18 protein-coding genes are annotated in these 18381 nt (G+C 56.4%); all 18 read left to right on the top strand.

Annotation, left to right across the window (positions count from 1 at the left end):
- Nucleotides 1-4: 4 nt before the first annotated feature.
- The 18 genes from B5F54_RS10985 (at nt 5) to B5F54_RS10905 (ending at nt 18369) form a co-directional block, all read left to right on the top strand.
- The gene (locus tag B5F54_RS10985; RefSeq protein ID WP_087234130.1) at nt 5-790 is read left to right on the top strand and encodes an S-adenosylmethionine synthetase N-terminal domain-containing protein; all 786 of its coding nucleotides are present in this window, start codon (nt 5-7) and stop codon (nt 788-790) included.
- Nucleotides 787-2040: a site-specific DNA-methyltransferase gene (locus tag B5F54_RS10980; protein ID WP_442856119.1), complete on the top strand. Its 1254-nt coding sequence runs from the start codon at nt 787-789 to the stop codon at nt 2038-2040. Before B5F54_RS10985 ends, B5F54_RS10980 begins: the two co-directional genes overlap by 4 nt.
- 5 nt (nt 2041-2045) lie before the next feature.
- Complete coding sequence (locus B5F54_RS10975) at nt 2046-4028, top strand: DNA cytosine methyltransferase (protein WP_242969685.1); 1983 nt, start codon at nt 2046-2048, stop codon at nt 4026-4028.
- Nucleotides 4029-4128: 100 nt separating this feature from the next.
- Complete coding sequence (locus B5F54_RS10970; protein WP_087234126.1) at nt 4129-4851, top strand: virulence protein; 723 nt, start codon at nt 4129-4131, stop codon at nt 4849-4851.
- Nucleotides 4835-5071: a DUF4314 domain-containing protein gene (locus tag B5F54_RS10965; RefSeq protein WP_087234124.1), complete on the top strand. Its 237-nt coding sequence runs from the start codon at nt 4835-4837 to the stop codon at nt 5069-5071. The genes B5F54_RS10970 and B5F54_RS10965 overlap by 17 nt, the downstream gene beginning before the upstream one ends.
- Nucleotides 5061-5378 (top strand): DUF6809 family protein, encoded by a 318-nt coding sequence (locus tag B5F54_RS10960; RefSeq protein WP_009269265.1) that lies wholly within the window; start codon nt 5061-5063, stop codon nt 5376-5378. The genes B5F54_RS10965 and B5F54_RS10960 overlap by 11 nt, the downstream gene beginning before the upstream one ends.
- Before the next feature lie 138 nt (nt 5379-5516).
- On the top strand, nt 5517-6467 hold the full coding sequence (locus B5F54_RS10955; RefSeq protein WP_087234122.1) for an amidoligase family protein: 951 nt from the start codon (nt 5517-5519) through the stop codon (nt 6465-6467).
- Between the two features lie 97 nt (nt 6468-6564).
- Nucleotides 6565-7041 (top strand): gamma-glutamylcyclotransferase family protein, encoded by a 477-nt coding sequence (locus B5F54_RS10950; protein ID WP_087234120.1) that lies wholly within the window; start codon nt 6565-6567, stop codon nt 7039-7041.
- Entirely contained in the window at nt 7031-7243 is a 213-nt protein-coding gene (locus B5F54_RS10945) for a hypothetical protein (RefSeq protein WP_009269262.1), read from the top strand. The genes B5F54_RS10950 and B5F54_RS10945 overlap by 11 nt, the downstream gene beginning before the upstream one ends.
- A gap of 75 nt (nt 7244-7318) precedes the next feature.
- Complete coding sequence (locus B5F54_RS10940) at nt 7319-8065, top strand: alpha/beta fold hydrolase (RefSeq protein WP_009269261.1); 747 nt, start codon at nt 7319-7321, stop codon at nt 8063-8065.
- 92 nt (nt 8066-8157) lie between these two features.
- On the top strand, nt 8158-9759 hold the full coding sequence (locus B5F54_RS10935; RefSeq protein WP_207651966.1) for a terminase large subunit: 1602 nt from the start codon (nt 8158-8160) through the stop codon (nt 9757-9759).
- A 17-nt stretch (nt 9760-9776) separates the two neighbouring features.
- The gene (locus tag B5F54_RS10930; RefSeq protein ID WP_087234116.1) at nt 9777-11132 is read left to right on the top strand and encodes a phage portal protein; all 1356 of its coding nucleotides are present in this window, start codon (nt 9777-9779) and stop codon (nt 11130-11132) included.
- Entirely contained in the window at nt 11032-11769 is a 738-nt protein-coding gene (locus tag B5F54_RS10925) for a head maturation protease, ClpP-related (RefSeq protein ID WP_087234114.1), read from the top strand. Before B5F54_RS10930 ends, B5F54_RS10925 begins: the two co-directional genes overlap by 101 nt.
- 27 nt (nt 11770-11796) lie before the next feature.
- Nucleotides 11797-12177, top strand: coding sequence for a hypothetical protein (locus B5F54_RS10920; protein WP_087234112.1), 381 nt, complete (start codon nt 11797-11799; stop codon nt 12175-12177).
- Between the two features lie 11 nt (nt 12178-12188).
- Nucleotides 12189-12365, top strand: coding sequence for a hypothetical protein (locus B5F54_RS17660; protein WP_172749691.1), 177 nt, complete (start codon nt 12189-12191; stop codon nt 12363-12365).
- A gap of 21 nt (nt 12366-12386) precedes the next feature.
- Nucleotides 12387-15047 carry a phage tail protein gene (locus B5F54_RS10915; RefSeq protein ID WP_087234110.1) on the top strand — a complete coding sequence of 887 codons (2661 nt, stop codon included), beginning with the start codon at nt 12387-12389 and terminating at the stop codon, nt 15045-15047.
- Nucleotides 15048-15060: 13 nt separating this feature from the next.
- Nucleotides 15061-15837, top strand: a complete 777-nt coding sequence (locus tag B5F54_RS10910) for a distal tail protein Dit (RefSeq protein WP_087234108.1) — start codon at nt 15061-15063, stop codon at nt 15835-15837.
- Between the two features lie 6 nt (nt 15838-15843).
- The gene (locus B5F54_RS10905; RefSeq protein WP_087234106.1) at nt 15844-18369 is read left to right on the top strand and encodes a phage tail spike protein; all 2526 of its coding nucleotides are present in this window, start codon (nt 15844-15846) and stop codon (nt 18367-18369) included.
- Nucleotides 18370-18381 lie beyond the last annotated feature (12 nt).

The following is an 18381-nucleotide window of genomic DNA, read 5'->3' as shown; positions in this document are numbered from 1 at the left end:
AGCCATGTTTGAGAAAGTAAATCCGTGCCACCCGGATAAGGTGGCGGACCGCATCGCCGGGGCCCTGGTGGATGCGGCATACAGAAAAGAAGAAAATCCCAGGATTGCTGTGGAGGTTCTCATCGGCCACGGCGTCTGCCACATCATCGCGGAGAGTTCCGTACACATTTCGCCGGATGAGGTGGACGCCATCGTGAAGCGCATTGCCGGAAACCTACACACGGATTATGTGGAAGTGCCGCAGGACGGACGCCTTGCCAATAACCAGGCAGAAGGAATCCGCTGTGGCGACAACGGCATCTTCAAAGGGGTGCCGGTCACGGAGGAGCAGAAAGTTCTCTGTGAGATCGCCAAAAGTGTGTATCACACATATCCCTCGGATGGGAAGTACATCATTGACGAAGCAAGGCTCATCCTCTGTCAGAGCAATGCGCCCACAGAGGAGCTGCAAAAGATGTATTCCACCGCCGAGGTCAATCCCCTGGGCGACTGGACGGGCGGCACGGATGTGGACTCCGGCGCCACCAATCGCAAGCTCGGCTCTGATATGGCTGATTCTATCACGGGCGGCGGCCTACATGGAAAAGATCTCTCCAAAGCGGATGTGTCGGTCAATATCTACGCATGGCTGAAGGCGCAGGAAACAGGAAAGCCCGTGGAACTGTGCTGCGCCATCGGGGATGATACGGTGGACGGTATTCCCTATTGTGAGATCGTGGAGACCGCCCGGAGATACATCCAGAGCCTTGGCGGGTTTGAGAAATTTGCGGAATGGGGGCTGGTGAGATGAAGACAACAACGGAAATGCAGCTTGTACCCATTGCCAAGCTGGTACCCTATGTGAACAATGCCCGCACCCATTCCCCGGAGCAGATCACGAAACTCCGCTCGTCTCTTCGGGAGTTCGGCTTTATCAATCCCGTCATCATCGACCGGGATTTTAATGTGATTGCCGGTCACGGCAGAATCCTGGCGGCGAAGGAGGAAGGCATCGAGGAAGTGCCGTGTGTATTTGCCGACCATCTCACCGAAGCTCAGAAGAAAGCCTATATCATTGCGGACAACCGCATGGCGATGGACGCCGGATGGGATGAGGAGCTTCTGCGGGTGGAGATCGAGTCTTTGCAGGGCATGGACTTTGACCCTCTGCTCACCGGCTTTGACGAGAAGGAGCTGGCCGATCTGTTTGCGGATGATTCCGGCAGCGAAGCCAGGGATGACGATTTTGACCTGACCGCCGCGCTGGAGAAAGCCTCCTTTGTGGAGCGGGGCGATGTCTGGACAATCGGCCGGCACCGCCTTGTGTGTGGGGACGCCACCTCCGCCGAGGATGTGGCTCTGCTCATGGACGGCAGGAAAGCCAACCTCATCGTGACAGACCCGCCCTATGGCGTCTCCTTCAAAAGTGCCAGCGGCCTGACCATCCAGAACGATTCCATGAAAGACGAGGAATTTTACAACTTCCTCCTCTCTGCTTTCAAGTGCATGGCGGAGCATCTGGAGAAAGGTGGCGCGGCCTATGTGTTCCATGCGGACACAGAAGGGCTGAACTTCCGAAAGGCGTTTATTGACGCCGGGTTTCATCTGGCGGGCGTGTGTATCTGGGTGAAGAACTCCCTGGTGCTGGGCCGCTCGGATTACCAGTGGCAGCACGAGCCTGTGCTGTATGGATTTCTCCAAAACGGCAAGCACCCGTGGTACTCCGACCGTAAGCAGACCACCATCTGGAATTACGACAAACCGAAGCGCAACGCCAACCATCCGACCTCCAAGCCACTGGATCTGCTGGGCTATCCCATCGGCAACTCCACCCAGGAGAACGCCGTGGTGATCGACACCTTTGGCGGCAGCGGTTCTACCATGATGGCCTGTGAACAGATGAACCGTGTCTGCTGCATGATGGAACTGGATGAGAAATACGCATCGGTCATTCTCCGCAGGGCCGTGGAGAACGGTATCCCGCCGGAGGATATTTTTGTGGAAAGAAACGGGGATCAGATCCCATACTCCGCTCTTGTGAAGGAGGTGGAGACATCGTGAACCCTATATATATCCATAGTAGAGAGCCGGACAGAGTCGGAAGAGATACACCAGATCCGCAGACTCTTACCCTGGGTAGTCTCTTTGACGGCTCCGGTGGTTTCCCGTTAGGCGGCTTGCTTTCCGGTATTACTCCGGTGTGGGCATCAGAGATTGAACCATTCCCCATCCGGGTGACCACAAAGCGGCTGCCGTTTATGAAGCATTACGGCGATGTTTCCCGGATGGATGGTGGGAAGATCGAGCCAGTAGATATCATCACCTTCGGCTCTACCTGCCAGGATATGAGCATTGCTGGGAAAAGAGCCGGGCTTGACGGCTCACGAAGTAACCTCTTTTATGAGGCCATACGTATTGTAAAAGAAATGAGGTGTGCAACCGATGGAAAATATCCGAGGTATATCGTCTGGGAGAACGTCCCCGGCGCGTTCAGCTCCAACAAGGGTGCGGACTTCCAGTCCGTCCTCGAAGAAATCTGCTCGGTCAAAGGATACGAAATTCATACTCCTCGACCTGAGAGATGGGCAAACGCCGGGGAAATCGTGGCAGACGATTTCAGTCTCGCATGGCGGGTATTTGATGCGCAGTACTGGGGAGTCCCCCAACGAAGAAAACGCATCTACCTTGTCGCAGATTTTGCAGGTGGGAGTGCCGGAAAAATACTATTTGAGTCCGAAGGCGTGTCTGGGTATACTCCGCAGGGCTTCCGCCCGTGGCAAGGAACTGCCGGAACTTTTGAAGAAGGCGCTGGAGCATCAGGCTGCGTCTGCCTAAACGACCAGGGCGGCAGCCGCATGGATGTGACGGAGGACGTTGTGGCAACGCTCCGTGCGGAAAACCACGGGCATCCTCCCTGCGTGATGGGGGCAGCTGGTTTCTGTACAGAGCATTCCGCACAGGCCAGGGGCATCGGATATGAGGAGGAAACCTCGCCCACCCTCCGTGCCGGTACGGTGCCGGCGGCGGTCTATGAGAACCATAGCCAGGACACCAGATACACCGGTCCGCTGGAGACAGCCCCTACAGTCATGTCTACCTATGGCACAGGCGGGAACAACCAGCCCTTTGTGGTGGAGACACCCAAGACGCTAAAGATCCGCTCCGGCTGTGAGGGCGGAGGCAAGGGCGCGCTGATCCAGGATAATAAATCCGCCACGCTGGGCTGCAACAATGACCAGGCGCTGTTTGTGCCGTTTGTGAAAGGCACTCGCCCCCACACTCCTGATGAGGGGCAGCAGTGGAAAGCATCTGATGTGGCGAACACGCTGAACACCTACGATGTGGGCGAGATCCGCTGCAATGAACTGGCAGTCAGAGTTTACGGCATCTGTTCAAAGGACAGCAACGCCATGAAATCCGAGAATCCCAAGAGCGGATTCTACGAAGCGGAAACTTCCAGATGCCTGGATGCGAACGGCGGAAATCCTACCTGTAACCAGGGCGGCATGGCTGTAGTGGCTGTGCAGGGTTCCATGATCGGCAGGGCGGATAAGAACGGTCCCCAGGGCAGCGGCGTGAATGAGGATGTGTCTTTCACGCTGGACGCTGCCGACCGCCATGCGGTGGCTTACTGCATGACCACCGGCACTTACACCCAGGCATTGGCGGAACAGTCCCCGACCTTGATGGCAAGGGACTATAAAGACCCGCCTGTGGTAAACGAGACCGAGCCGGAATACATCGTCCGCAGGCTGACGCCCACCGAGTGCGCCAGACTGCAAGGGTCCCCAGACTGGTGGTGCGCCGGGCTTGGGACCGATGAGCCGACCGAGGACGAGATCGAGTTCTGGACAGAGGTGTTTGAGATACACCGCTCCGTCATGGGGACTTCCTCCAAGCCTAAGAGCCGGAACCAGATCGTCAAGTGGCTGAAGAATCCCCACTCCGACAGCGCCGAATACAAAATGTGGGGCAACGGCGTGGCGCTTCCCAATGTCTATTTTGTGCTTTCCGGGATCGTGTACTATGCACAGTTTTCGGAAGGATAAATTGGTTTCTATTCTACAGAGAAATGTGCGAAAACCGCTTGCTATTTCAGGGGTTCAGAGTGATATATGTACCTACCAAAAACAAAGGAGGTTTTCACGCATGGAAATCAGATACAATGTGACGGGCGCTAAGCGCAAGGAGCTGGTAAAGATCATCGCCAATGCCACAGGCGCCAGGGCGGAATACAAGTTTATGCCCACCTGCAATTATGAAATCGACTACTTTACGGTCACCAAGGATGGAACGCTCCTCTTTGATGACCGTGCCGACAGCGAGGAAGTCGAGCGGGTGCTGGAAGCCATCGCAGCCGCTGGCTTTGAATGTGAGCCGCGGGACTGCGGTGAACAGCCCTCCAGGGAGGAAACCAAGGAAGCGGCAGAATCCGCCGACACTGCGCCACAGGGCGAACCTGTGGGGCTTACGGTGGAAATCCCGTTCGACAAGGTGGCGGTGGGCAACCTCACCAAGCTGCTGGATGCCAAAGGGAATCTGATACGGAAGGCCATGGGCATCACTGATCTTCGCATCGAGGTGCTGGACGACCGGGTGGCGTTTCCTTGGTTCGAGGAACTGCCCGATTCCGATGCTGCTAAAGCCTACACCCACTTCATTTCCGCACTCTGTGAGATGAGCAGGAATGCCAAGCGGGTAACAGCGACTGAGAAGCCGGTGGAGAATGAGAAATACGCATTCCGCTGTTTTCTGCTGCGGCTGGGATTCATCGGCAGCGAATATAAAGCGGAGCGCAAGATCCTACTGAAGAATCTGACCGGTTCCTCGGCTTTCAAGGATGGAGGTGTGAACCATGAAGTTTCCGAGTAGAGAGACTGTGGAGCGCGTCCGCCGGGAATATCCCGCCGGCACCCGTGTGGAACTGGTGCGGATGGATGATGTGCAGGCTCCGCCTGCCGGTACAAAAGGCACCGTCAAAGGTGTGGATGACACCGGTTCCCTTCTCATGCGCTGGGACAATGGCAGCGGCCTGAACGTGGTCTATGGGGAGGATATTGTGAGAAAGGTGGGTGACCGCCGTGCCAAATAACATTCTGAAGGACTTCTTCTATGGGAACATCAATCCGAATGAAAAGCAGTTTGACCGTAATTCGGAGTATGGAAAAGCTGCTGCCGGTCTGGCTGATGAAGAAGAAAAGCTCCGATCCATGCTGAATCAGGAAGCAGCCACAGTCCTCGATAAGATGATTTGCCTACAAGCCGCCATTGCGGGCATGACCGCTGAGGAGTACTTCATCGATGGGCTGCGGACGGGATTCCGCCTGGCTCTTGCTATCCTTGATGAGGAGGAAAACGGCCTTCTCAAGCCAATATCGGATGGCGGCAAACAGCCATAAACTACACAATATCTTGCGGTCATCTTTGTGTAGTATATTATCGGAAATGGCCTTGCTATTATCCTCTTTTAGAGCGAATATGTGTACACCGAAAGGGAAAACACACAGCCGCAAGGCAGAAAAACGGAGGATTTCAGAATGAACGAGAAAACAGCAAGGCAGATTGCAGAGATGAAGAACCAGACCATCGGGGTCGAGGTCGAGATGAACAGCATCACCCGCCAGAAGGCAGCGAAGGTTGCCGCCGCCTACTTCGGCACAGGCAGATACGAGAACACTGCCGGCCGCAACGGGTACAGCACCTGGTCGGCTTGGGATGCGGATGGGCGCGAGTGGAAATTCCAGAAGGATGTTTCCATCGCAGGGCCGGACGAGCAGAAATGCGAACTGGTCACCCCGATCCTGACCTACGGCGACATCGAAACCCTGCAGGAGCTTTGCAGGCAGCTCAGACACGCAGGCGCCAAGAGCGACGCCTCCAGAGGATGCGGCGTCCACATCCACATCGGGGCGCAGGGACACACGCCGCAGAGCCTGCGCAACCTTGCCAACATCATGGCAAGCCATGAGAGCCTGATCGCTGAGGCGCTGAAACTCGACCGGGGCCGCATGAGCCGCTATTGCCGCACGGTAGACCCACGGTTTTTGGAACAGGTCAACCGCAGGAAGCCCCGCTCAATGGCGCACCTTGCGGATATCTGGTACACCAGCAACGGCGCAAGCTACGGCAGGAGTCACCACTACAACGACAGCCGCTACCATATGCTCAACCTCCATGCCACCTTTACCAAGGGGACGGTCGAATTCCGGCTTTTCCAATTCGATGAGCCGACCGCAGAGCGCCGAGGCGGCATCCACGCAGGGCAGCTTAAGAGCTACATCCAGCTTTGCCTGGCCTTAAGCCAGATGGCAAAGGATGTGCGGACGGCAAGCCCCAAACCCCAGCAGAGCGAAAACCCCAAGTATGCCATGAGAACCTGGCTCCTCCGCCTGGGCTTCATCGGCGAGGAGTTCGCAACGGCCAGGGATTTCCTGACCCGCAACCTTTCTGGGGACACAGCCTTCCGGCACGGCAGAGCAGCCGCTTGAAGGACACGCAGGAGTTAGCCTCCTGCCACCTTACCTTCGACCGCTTCGGCGGTCTTAAGGTGGTAGAAGGGTAACCCCTTCGGAAAGGACGGATACCATGAAAGAAAAAAGATACTACATCGCCTACGGCAGCAACCTCAATGTACCGCAGATGCGGATGCGCTGCCCTCATGCCACGATCCTCGGCACGGCTAACCTTAAGGGATGGGAGCTGCTGTTCAAAGGAAGCAAGACCGGCTCTTACCTTACGATTGAGGAATGTACTGGCGGCACGGTTCCCGTGGTGATCTGGGAGGTAACGGCGACCGATGAAGCCGCCCTCGACCGCTACGAGGGATTTCCCAATTTTTACTACAAGCGGGACATCCGGCTCCAGTACAAGGGCATTCGCACGGGGAAGCGCAGAACGGTGACGGCATTTGCCTACATCATGCATGAGGACAGGCCGATAGGGATTCCGAGCAATCTCTACATGAGGATTTGCCTGGAAGGGTACGACACCTTCTGCTTTGATAAAAACGTCCTGGTTGACGCCTACGATAAATGCAGGGAGGTATGCGGATATGAAGGATAATGATGTGATCCGGATGGCGGTCTGCCCCCTGTGCGGCAGGGCCTACCACGGCGCTCCGGCGCTTTCCAGAGAGGACAACGAAACGCTTATCTGCCCGGACTGCGGAACAAGACAGGCACTCCAGTCCATCGGAGTGAAGCCGTCTGAGCAGGAGCAGATTCTTGAAACGATCCACCGGCATATGGGAAGACCGCCTGGTTGAAAACTAACAATTTTCCTGTATAATAAAGATGTCTTGATAGAGACAAATCGGAAATTGGCAGTGAGGTGAGGCAAGTTGCAATACAAAGAATACGGTAAACAGAATCGAGATGTGATTATTCTTCTGCATGGCGGCGGCTTGTCATGGTGGAATTACCGAGAAGTGTCCGAACGACTTCAAAATGATTTTCGGATAATTATCCCGATATTGGATGGTCACGCAGGAAGCGATGAAAATTTCACAACAATCGAAGACAATGCCGCTGAAATCATTTCTTTTATTGATAGGAACTTTGGAGGTTCGGTATTGCTGATTGGCGGGTTATCTCTCGGCGGTCAAATATTACTTGAAATGTTATCTCGGCGAAAAGACCTTTGCCGTTTTGCAATGGTCGAGAGCGCAGCGGTTATTCCATCCAAGCTAACTTATTCGTTGATTAAGCCGGCATTTGGAAGCTGTTATGAGTTGATTCGGCAAAAATGGTTTTCTAAACTGCAATTTCGTTCACTTCGAATGAAGCCGGAACTTTTCAATGACTATTATCAAGATACTTGCGGCATTACGAAGCAAAATATGATTGCGTTCTTACAAGAAAGTTCTATGTATTTCATGAAGAAGTCTCTTGGAGAGTGTGTGGCAGAAATCCATTTGTTTGTCGGGGAGCGGGAAAACAAACGTATCTTGCTTTCTGCAAGAAAGCTGCATGAAACCCTGGAAAAAAGCAGCTTAAATGTCCTTCCAGCCATGTATCATGGAGAGTTTTCCATCAACCATGCCGATCTCTATGTAAAAGAATTGTGTGCCATTGTTAAACAGCATTAACTTCCAGTTTATTGAATGAAAGCAAAAAAACTTTATCAGCATCGGTTAGAAATAGCCGGTGCTATTTTTATGCCATTTTGGAGGTGGTGTCCATGCGGAAGCTGAAAAAATACAAGCCCACCAGGTTTATGGCGAAGACCTCGCACTACGATAAGGACGCCGCCGACTATGCGGTGATGTTCATCGAGTCCCTCTGCCACACCAAGGGTACCTGGGCGGGAAAGCCCTTTGAACTGATCGACTGGCAGGAGCAGATCATCCGTGACCTGTTCGGCGTGTTAAAGCCCAACGGCTACCGGCAGTTCAATACGGCATACATTGAAATCCCCAAGAAACAGGGCAAGTCCGAGCTTGCCGCCGCTGTGGCGCTCCTGCTCCTCTGCGGGGATGGTGAGGAACGGGCCGAGGTGTATGGCTGCGCCGCCGACCGTAACCAGGCAAAGATTGTGTTTGATGTGGCGGTGGATATGGTGCGGTTCTGTCCGGCACTCTCCAAACGGGTAAAGATTCTGGAGTCCCAGAAGAAGATCACCTACCTGCCCACCAACAGCTCCTACCAGGTGCTTTCGGCGGATGTGGCGAATAAGCATGGTTTCAATACCCACGGCGTGATCTTTGACGAGCTACACACCCAGCCCAACCGGAAACTCTTTGACGTTATGCTCCAGGGATCCGGGGATGCCAGGATGCAGCCGCTGTATTTTCTAATCACGACTGCCGGGAACGATACCAACTCCATCTGCTATGAGGTGCATCAAAAGGCCATCGACATTGCGGAAGGCAGGAAGGTCGATCCCACCTTCTACTCCGTCATTTACGGCGCTGCCGAGGATGAGGATTGGACAGACCCCAAGGTGTGGAAGAAGGCAAACCCCTCCCTCGGCATCACGGTGGGCATCGATAAGGTCAAAGCCGCCTGTGAATCCGCCCAGCAGAATCCCGGCGAGGAGAACGCTTTCCGGCAGCTAAGGCTGAACCAGTGGGTGAAGCAGTCCGTCCGCTGGATGCCGATGGACAAGTGGGACGCCTGCGCCTTCCCGGTTTCCGAGGATGACCTGGAAGGGCGCATCTGCTACGGCGGTCTGGACTTATCCTCTACCACGGATATCACGGCTTTCGTGCTGGTGTTCCCGCCGTTGGACGAGGAGGATAAATACTATATCCTTCCATACTTCTGGATACCGGAAGAAACCATCGACCTCCGTGTCCGGCGCGACCATGTTCCCTATGATCTGTGGGAACGCCAGGGGACGCTGATGACCACTGAGGGCAACGTGGTCCACTACGGCTACATTGAGAAATTCATCGAGCAGTTGGGTGAGCGGTTCAATATTAGAGAGATCGCCTTTGACCGCTGGGGCGCTGTGCAGATGGTGCAGAACCTGGAGGGCATGGGCTTCACAGTAGTTCCCTTTGGACAGGGCTTTAAGGATATGAGTCCTCCTACCAAGGAACTGATGAAGCTGGTGCTGGAGGAGAAAATCGCCCACGGAGGCCACCCCGTCCTCCGCTGGATGATGGACAACATCTACATCCGCACCGACCCGGCGGGGAACATCAAGGCGGACAAGGAAAAATCCACGGAGAAGATTGACGGCGCGATTGCCACCATCATGGGGCTTGACCGGGCGATCCGCTGTGGCAACGATACAGGTGCTTCGGTCTATGACAGCCGGGGCCTTTTGTTTATCTGAAAGGACGGTGATTCGATATGGGTATCTTTTCCGGGCTTTTCCGTTCCAGGGATAAGCCCCAGAACCGTACTGCAGGCAGTGCCTACAGCTTTTTCTTCGGAGGAAGCACTGCGGGCAAGCGGGTCAATGAACGGTCTGCCATGCAGATGACGGCGGTGTACTCCTGCGTCCGCATCTTGGCGGAAGCGGTGGCAGGTCTGCCGCTGCACCTCTACCGTTACAAGGAGGACGGCGGCAAGGAGAAAGCCATTGACCATCCGCTGTATCTGCTCCTGCATGACGAGCCAAACCCGGAGATGAGTTCCTTCGTGTTCCGGGAAACGCTCATGACGCATCTGCTCCTGTGGGGCAATGCCTACGCACAGATTATCCGTAACGGAAAAGGTGAGGTCATTGCCCTCTATCCCCTAATGCCGGACCGGATGACGGTGGATCGTGACAGCAAGGGACAGCTTTATTACGAATACACCGTCAGCATGGATGACGCACCTACGGTCAAAGGCAGTCTTGTCCGGCTGCATCCCTCCGATGTGCTGCACATCCCAGGGCTTGGCTTTGACGGGCTGGTGGGCTATTCCCCCATCGCTATGGCGAAGAACGCCATCGGCATGGCGATTGCCTGTGAGGAATACGGGGCGAAGTTCTTTGCTAACGGTGCGGCTCCCGGCGGCGTGCTGGAGCATCCTGGGACAATCAAAGACCCTCAGCGGGTACGGGAGAGCTGGCAGTCCACCTTCGGCGGCAGCGGCAACAGCAATAAGATCGCCGTTTTAGAGGAGGGCATGAAATACACGCCCATCGGCATCTCGCCGGAGCAGGCGCAGTTTCTGGAAACGAGGAAGTTCCAGATCAATGAGATTGCCCGGATCTTCCGGGTGCCTCCCCATATGGTGGGGGACCTGGAAAAGTCCAGCTTCTCCAACATTGAGCAGCAGTCTCTGGAGTTCGTGAAATACACGCTGGAACCCTGGCTGGTGCGCTGGGAGCAGTCCATCCAGCGGACGCTTTTTTCCCCGGAGGAAAAGAAACGGTATTTTGCCAAGTTCAACGTAGAAGGGCTGCTCCGGGGCGATTATGCCAGCAGGATGTCCGGCTACGCCACCGCAAGGCAGAACGGCTGGATGAGCGCCAACGACATCCGGGAACTGGAGAACATGGACCGCATCCCTGCCGAGGAAGGCGGCGACCTGTACCTGATCAATGGCAATATGCTCCCGCTGGGGAATGCGGGCGCTTTTGCAGATACACAAACGGGAAAGGAGGAAAACCCCGATGAAGAAGTTCTGGAAGTGGAAGAACCAGGCGGCGGAGACAGCTCCGGCGGAACGGACGCTGTTCCTCAACGGCACTATCGCCGAGGAAAGCTGGTTTGACGATGACGTTACACCCCAGCTTTTCAAGGAGGAACTGATGGGTGGAAGCGGAGACATCACGGTCTGGATCAACAGCCCAGGCGGGGACTGCGTAGCGGCTGCCCAGATCTACAATATGCTGATGGACTACCCCCACGATGTGACGGTCAAGATCGATGGCATCGCGGCATCCGCCGCAAGCGTGATTGCTATGGCTGGTACAAAAGTACTGGTCAGCCCGGTGTCCATGATGATGATCCACAACCCCATGACGGTGGCGATGGGCGATACCGCAGAAATGCAGAAAGCCATCGAGATGCTTGGCAGTGTGAAGGATTCCATCATCAACGCCTATGAGATCAAGACCGGGCTGTCCCGTGCCAAGTTGTCGCATCTCATGGACGCTGAGACCTGGATGGACGCGAACAAGGCGGTGGAGCTTGGCTTTGCCGATGATATTCTCAAACGCTCCGATGTGCCGGAGGACATGGAGCCACCGGTAGTGTCCATGCTGTATTCCAAAGCCGCTGTGGTCAATTCCCTGATGGATAAGATCGCGGCCAAGTGTAAAACCAACCCTAAGAAAACCGAAGATTCCAAACCCAAGGGCCGCTCCGTGGACAGTCTCTACGAGCGGCTCATTCTTTTGAAACATTAAGGAGGATTTCTAAGGAGGGTTTGAAGTATGGATGAAAGAACAGCTGCTGTCAATATCGGCGGTGTGAAATATGAAATGCTCCTGACCACCAGGGCGACCAAGGCCATCGCCGGACGCTACGGCGGATTGGAGAACCTGGGCGAGAAGCTGATGAAAGCGGAGAACTTTGAGATGGCGCTGGACGAGATCGTGTGGCTGATTACCCTTCTGTGCAACCAGCCGATCCTCGTCCACAACCTGAAACACCCGGAGGACAAAAAGCCGGAGCTGACCGCCGAGGAGGTGGAGCTTCTCACCTCCCCGATGGAACTGACGGACTATAAGGACGCCATCATGGAGGCCATGTACCGGGGGACGAAACGGAATATCGAAAGTGAGCCGGAGGGAAAAAACACGGCGGCCGGGTAAGCGATGAAGAATTGTTTACCCGGCTTTTGTATTACGGCATGGCCCACCTCTCCCTGCGCATGGAGGAGGTGTGGCTCATACCGTTTGGCTTGCTCATGGATCTGTGGGAATGCCACAGGCAGTTTTTGGGGCTTGCGAAGCCAAAACGGGAACTGACGATAGATGATGTCATTCCCTATGGAATTTAACGAGGAGAGGAGGTGCGGCCCGTGGCGGACAATTTTGGCCTGAAAATCGGCATTGAGGGCGAAAAGGAATTTAAAAAGGCTTTGTCGGAGATCAACCAGTCCTTTAAGGTGCTGGGTTCCGAGATGAAGCTGGTTTCTTCCCAGTTTGACGCCAACGATAAATCCATCCAGGCGCTTTCCGCGAGGAATACCGTTCTGAACAAGGAAATCGACGCCCAGCGCCAGAAGATCGAAACGCTGCGGGCCGCCCTCCAGAACGCCTCCGAGTCCTTTGGGGAGAACGACCGCCGGACGCAGAACTGGCAGATCCAGCTTAACAACGCCGAAGCCGCCTTAAACGGCATGGAGCGGGAACTTTCCGCCAATGAGCGGGCCATTGAGTCCCTCTCCCGGCAGGAGACAGAGGCGGCGGACGCCACAGAGCGGCTCTCCCAGGAGATTTCCCGCCAGGAAGAGGAACTTTCCGGGATGAAACGCGCCTATTCCAATGCGGTTCTGGAGTACGGAAAAGGCTCCAGCGAGGCAAAGGAACTGGAGGGGCGCATTTCCCAGCTTTCCGGGGAACTGCGGGAAAACCGGGAGCGGATGAAGGACGCCGGGGATGTGGCGGAGGATTTCGGCGATTCGCTGGAGGACGCATCCAGCGGAGCAGATAAATTAGGCTCCGGCCTTTCGGTCGCTACGGTGGCGATGGGCAATCTCATCTCCTCCGGCATCCAGGCGGCGTTAAGCGGCATCCAGGAACTTGGCAGCGCCATCTGGAACCTGGACGAAGCCACTGAGGAATACCGGGTAGCCCAGGGTAAGCTGACCACTGCCTTTGAAGCGGCGGGATACAGCGGGGACGCGGCACAGAAATCCTACACGGAGTTCTATAAAATCCTGGGCGATACGGACACGGCCACGGAAGCCTCCCAGCTCCTAGCGCAGCTTGCCCAGAACGAGCAGGACATTACCAAGTGGACGAATATCGCGGCCGGCGTCTACGGTACCTTCGGCGATGCCCTCCCCATCGAGGGCATGATTGAGTCCGCCAACGAGACCGCCAAGGTGGGTGAGGTTACCGGCTCCCTGGCGGACGCCTTAAACTGGGTGGGCATCAGCGAGGATGCCTTCAACGAGAAGCTGGCTGCCTGTTCCAGTGAAAGCGAGAGAAACCGCCTGATCATGGAGACCCTCTCCGGAGCCTATGATGAGGCGAGCGGCGCATTTTACCGCAACAATGAGGCGCTGGTGGCTTCCAGAGAAGGACAGGCGCAGCTTGACGAGACCCTGGCGGGGCTTGGGGAAACCATTTCCAATGTGAAGAACAGCCTCCGGGCAGAGTTCCTCCCGGCAATTTCGGAAGTCATCTCCGCCTTTACCGACATGGTCAACGGCGTGGACGGGGCGGATGAAGCCTTTGCCGGGGCCATTACGGGGCTGGTGAACACGGCGGTTTCCATGCTGCCGCAGTTTGTAAACACCGGGATGCAGATGCTGACCTCGCTGCTTTCCGGCATTATCCAGAGCCTTCCGGCTGTGATGGAGGGCGCGGCGCAGATCATCGTCACGCTGGCCCAGGGCATCGCGGCGGCGGTTCCCACGCTGATTCCGCAGATTGTCCTGGTGGTTACCCAGATCGTACAGACCCTGATCGAAAATCTGCCGATGATTCTGGACGCGGCGCTGCAGCTTATCATGGGGCTGGCCCAAGGGCTGCTTAATGCCATCCCGGTCCTGATCGCGGCCCTGCCCGCCATCATTACGGCGATTGTGGAGTTTATCGTCGGAGCAATCCCACAGATCATCAACGCCGGGATACAGCTATTGACCTCGCTGGTCTCCGCACTGCCGGAGATTATCACGGCCATTGTGGCGGCGATTCCGCAGATCATTGACGGGCTGGTGACGGCCATCCTCGGCAGTATCCCCCAGATCATTGACGCGGGTGTGAACCTGCTGATTTCCCTGATCCAGAACCTGCCGACCATCATTACCACCATTGTGGGGGCGATCCCGCAGATTATTTCCTCGCTGGTAAATGCCATCTTAAACAGCATCCCGCAGATCATCCAGGCAGGCGTGCAGCTATTTGTGTCGCTGATCCAGAACCTGCCCACCATCATCGTGGAGATCGTAAAGGCGGTGCCGCAGATCATTGCGGGTATCGTCAATGCCTTTACTTCCTCGATGGGGCAGATCGTCAACATCGGCAAGAACATCGTGCAGGGCTTGTGGCAGGGCATCCAGAGCCTCGCCGGATGGATCTGGGACAAGGTCTCCGGCTGGATTTCCGGCATCTGGGACGGGATCTGCAGCTTCTTTGGCATCAACTCGCCCTCGAAAGAAATGGCCTGGGTGGGCGAAATGCTGGGCAGGGGCCTTGCCGGAGGCATTGAGGACAGCGCCGGCGAAGCGGTCAGCGCCGCAGAGGACTTAAACAACGGTATCCTGGGCGTGATGAACGGGCTGGCGGCGGATATGCAGTCCGCAGTCCCCTCGAACTTTGCCTTTGACGCGGGCGGGACACTCCGCTCCGCAGCCGGCGGCATGGGCAGCGGTGGCGCTTCCTTCGGGACCCTCATCACCATCCAGCAGATGATCGTCCGCAGTGAGGACGACATCCGCAGGATTTCCCAGGAACTTTACAACCTGATCCAGACCGGCTCCCGCGCCCAGGGACGGTTCAGTACCGCATAAAGGAGGTGGCTTTGTGGGCTTTTCGTATAACGACATTACTTCTAAGAGCATGGGCCTGAAGGCAAGGCTGACCTCCTGGCAGGTCAGCGGGAATCTGCGGAACTTTACCACAACGGTCCCCGGCAAATATGGCGTGACGGACTTCGGGGCGGATTTTGATTATCGGGAGATCGTGGTCTCCTGCAGCATCTTTCCCAGGCATAGCTTTTCCGCCCTGGTTTCCACGCTGGACGGGATTGCCGCATGGCTTGACCCGGTGGGCGGCTTAAAGCAGCTCGTCCTGGACGATGTGCCGGATCGGTACTTCATGGCAAGGCTGAACGCGGCGGTGGAGTGCGAGCGGCTCCTGCGTTCTTCCGGCAGCTTTGACCTGACCTTCTTCTGCCCGGACCCCTTCGGCTATGCCATCGAGGACGAGACCTTTTCCATCACGGAAGAAGGAAACAGCACGGTCACGCGGCTCATTGGGAACATGGAATCTCATCCCGTTTACCGCATTGAGGGCGAGATCGCCTCCGGAGCGGGCAATTCCATCTGTATTGCTACCAACGGGCAGGAACTGAAAATCGTGAACGCCACCCTTGCGGAAGGCGAAACGCTGGTGGTGGATACCGACCGGATGACCGCCTATGTGGAGGACGCGGACGGGATTACCCTGCGCAACGCCCTGCCGTATCTGGAGGAACTGAATTTTCCCACCCTGGCGGTGGGGAGCAACACAGTTTCCGTAACGGCGGCAAACGCCACGTTTACAGGGCTGGAGATCCAGGCAAGGAGCAGATGGAGGTGAGCGGTAATGGCACTGAAAACAATACTGAACAAACAGACGGACTTTACCGGTGAGTTCCCGGAGGAATGGGCCAAGTCTGGCCTGTGGCGGTTCAATGAATCGGACCCGGATGAGGACGACTGCCTTTTGGATTCCTCCGGCATGGGGCGTATGGCGTACATCAATAACTGGAGCGGCACCAGCGCGTCCCTTTCCGCAAACCGGCTGGGGAACTATTTCCGCATGAACATCGTGAACCCGTCCTCCGAGCAGAACTATTTGAAGGTGGCTAACGACGGGAGCATCTTTGCGGAGCTTGGGGAGCGGATCGTCTGCGGCGGCTGGATGAACCCCACCACCTATTCGGTGGGGAATACCTACTGCCCGATCTTCAATACCCGGTACGGGCCGGGGCAGCCGGTTTTCTACCTGTCCCTCATCCGGGGCAATCCGAGGATTATGCTCTACAATGACGCCGGTTCCCTGATTTTAGATGAGTCGGTGGAGCCACCCTTCTCCCTGGTTAACGGCGGCTGGTACTTTATCGCCTGCCTGATCGAGCCGGTGGGCAAAACGGCGCAGTATGTGGTGGGCGACCGCAGCAGCGGCACGGTGTGGGCATCAGAGGTGCTTTCCTTTACCGGGGAGCTGAACCGCTCCTGCACGGCGGATTTGATCCTGGGGATGCACGATGATTCCTACTGGTATGCGGGCGGCCTGGACGACTGGTTTTTAGACTGTGATACCAACCTTACAGCCGATGACCTGATGGACTATTTCCGCTCCTCACTGATGGCCAACGGCGGCGATACCTCCGGGGATGTGGACGGCATCACCGAGCCGGGAGTGGTTACCTTACGCGCATCGGACGGCGTTTACCCGGAAGAAGGCGTGCTGACCACAACGGCCGCAGACTGCAACCTGTCCGGCGCCGGGCGTGTGTCTGTGACCAGCGAGTACATCTCCGGTGCCACGGCGGTTTCCCTGGTGGAGACTTCCACCAGCGATGACCTGGAGGAATGGAACGATTGGGCGGCAGTCCCCGCTGACGGGCGGCTGGCGTCCCCCAACCGGGCATATATCCGTTTCCGGGTAACGCTGACTACCACAGACACCTCCCGGACACCGAAGGTTATTGATATCCGGCTCTATGACATCCCGAAAGCGCCCTATGAAAAGATCGGCTGCGCAAGGCCGGTGGTGCTGGACAGGAACGGTGCATGGGAGGCGGTGCTGGAGAATGCATACGACATCATTGTCACGGGCGAGATCAACGGCGAGGACACTCTTTCCTTTAAGATTCCCTACCGGGACGGCAAGCGGGGCTATATCGACAGTGAGAAGAAGATCCAGATCGTGGATGATGTGTATAAGGTACGGACAGTTACCGACACCAGGGACACGGACGGCAGTGCCGTCACAGAGGTGTACGCGGAAGCAGAGTTCTATGACCTGACCTTCTCTGTCCGCAAGGAGGAACGTACCTTTGAAGCGGAGTACCCGGAAACGGCGATGGCATACGCCCTGGAGGGTACGGAATGGAGCGTCGGCACAGTGACGGTGCGGACACAGCGCACCTGGACCAGTACGGAGAAAAACGCTTTGTCCATCCTTCGGAATATCGCAGACCTCCACGGCGGCGACCTGGTCTTTGACTGCCCGAACCGGCTGGTGCATCTGCTGACGGTCAACGGCAAGGACAGCGGCGCCCTTTTTGCCTACAAGAAGAACATGAAATCCATCCAGCGGGTGGTGGACACCAGGGAGCTTGTGACCCGGTTGTACGCCGTGGGCGCGGAAGGGATGACCTTCGCGGACATCAACGGCGGAAGGCCCTATGTGGAGGACTTCACCTACACAGACGAGGTGAGAATCTCCACCCTGGACTGCTCCTCTTTCACGAATCCCTACCAGATGAAAGAATATACCGAGATGCGGCTGGCGGATTACGCAAAGCCCACCATTTCCTATGTGTTAAACGCGATGGACTTATCCGTGCTGACGGGCTACGAGCATGAAGCCTGGGAACTGGGAGATTACGTCCGGGTGGAGGATAAGGAGTTGGGGCTTTCGGTCACCACAAGAATTGTCCGCCGGGAATACAACCTGCAGGAGCCGTGGAACACGGTGCTGGAGCTTTCCACCACGCTGAAGAACCTGGGCAGTTCCGCCAGTGAATGGGACAACGCGGCGGACTCGCTGGAAGGCACCAGCATGGTGTCGAACAACGATATCCGGGAAATGGTTCCTTTCAATCTGCTTAGAAACTCCCGCGCCGATGACGGGCTTGCCTACTGGGTCAGTTCCGGCTTTGAGGCGGACAGTGAAAACGGCGCGTCCGGCACGGCGTCTTTCAAAGCGGAGGGCGTGGCCGGCATGACCAAGAGCCTGTCCCAGACCGTCTATCCCGCCAACCGCTCCAGCTACACCCTGTCGGCGCAGATCGGCTCGGAAAATCTGGAGAAGTTAAGCGAGGATTCCCAGGTGGGCATTGAAGTGGTGATCGAGTATGAGGACGGCAGTACGGAAAGCCGGTTCATTGATTTGTACTGATGGAAGGAGGAC

This window comes from Anaeromassilibacillus sp. An250, from assembly GCF_002159845.1.
GTDB lineage: Bacteria > Bacillota > Clostridia > Oscillospirales > Acutalibacteraceae > Anaeromassilibacillus > Anaeromassilibacillus stercoravium.
This window is presented reverse-complemented; position numbering and strand designations above follow the sequence as displayed.

Bases quoted from the DNA above. Each gene is read 5' to 3' on its own strand.
- B5F54_RS10970 (WP_087234126.1), top strand. From the start codon at position 4,129: ATGGAAATCAGATACAATGTGACGGGCGCTAAGCGCAAGGAGCTGGTA.
- B5F54_RS10980 (WP_442856119.1), top strand. From the start codon at position 787: ATGAAGACAACAACGGAAATGCAGCTTGTACCCATTGCCAAGCTGGTA.
- B5F54_RS10925 (WP_087234114.1), top strand. From the start codon at position 11,032: ATGAAGAAGTTCTGGAAGTGGAAGAACCAGGCGGCGGAGACAGCTCCG.
- B5F54_RS10965 (WP_087234124.1), top strand. From the start codon at position 4,835: ATGAAGTTTCCGAGTAGAGAGACTGTGGAGCGCGTCCGCCGGGAATAT.
- B5F54_RS10950 (WP_087234120.1), top strand. From the start codon at position 6,565: ATGAAAGAAAAAAGATACTACATCGCCTACGGCAGCAACCTCAATGTA.
- B5F54_RS10905 (WP_087234106.1), top strand. From the start codon at position 15,844: ATGGCACTGAAAACAATACTGAACAAACAGACGGACTTTACCGGTGAG.
- B5F54_RS10920 (WP_087234112.1), top strand. From the start codon at position 11,797: ATGGATGAAAGAACAGCTGCTGTCAATATCGGCGGTGTGAAATATGAA.
- B5F54_RS10930 (WP_087234116.1), top strand. From the start codon at position 9,777: ATGGGTATCTTTTCCGGGCTTTTCCGTTCCAGGGATAAGCCCCAGAAC.
- B5F54_RS10985 (WP_087234130.1), top strand. From the start codon at position 5: ATGTTTGAGAAAGTAAATCCGTGCCACCCGGATAAGGTGGCGGACCGC.
- B5F54_RS10945 (WP_009269262.1), top strand. From the start codon at position 7,031: ATGAAGGATAATGATGTGATCCGGATGGCGGTCTGCCCCCTGTGCGGC.
- B5F54_RS10935 (WP_207651966.1), top strand. From the start codon at position 8,158: ATGCGGAAGCTGAAAAAATACAAGCCCACCAGGTTTATGGCGAAGACC.
- B5F54_RS10955 (WP_087234122.1), top strand. From the start codon at position 5,517: ATGAACGAGAAAACAGCAAGGCAGATTGCAGAGATGAAGAACCAGACC.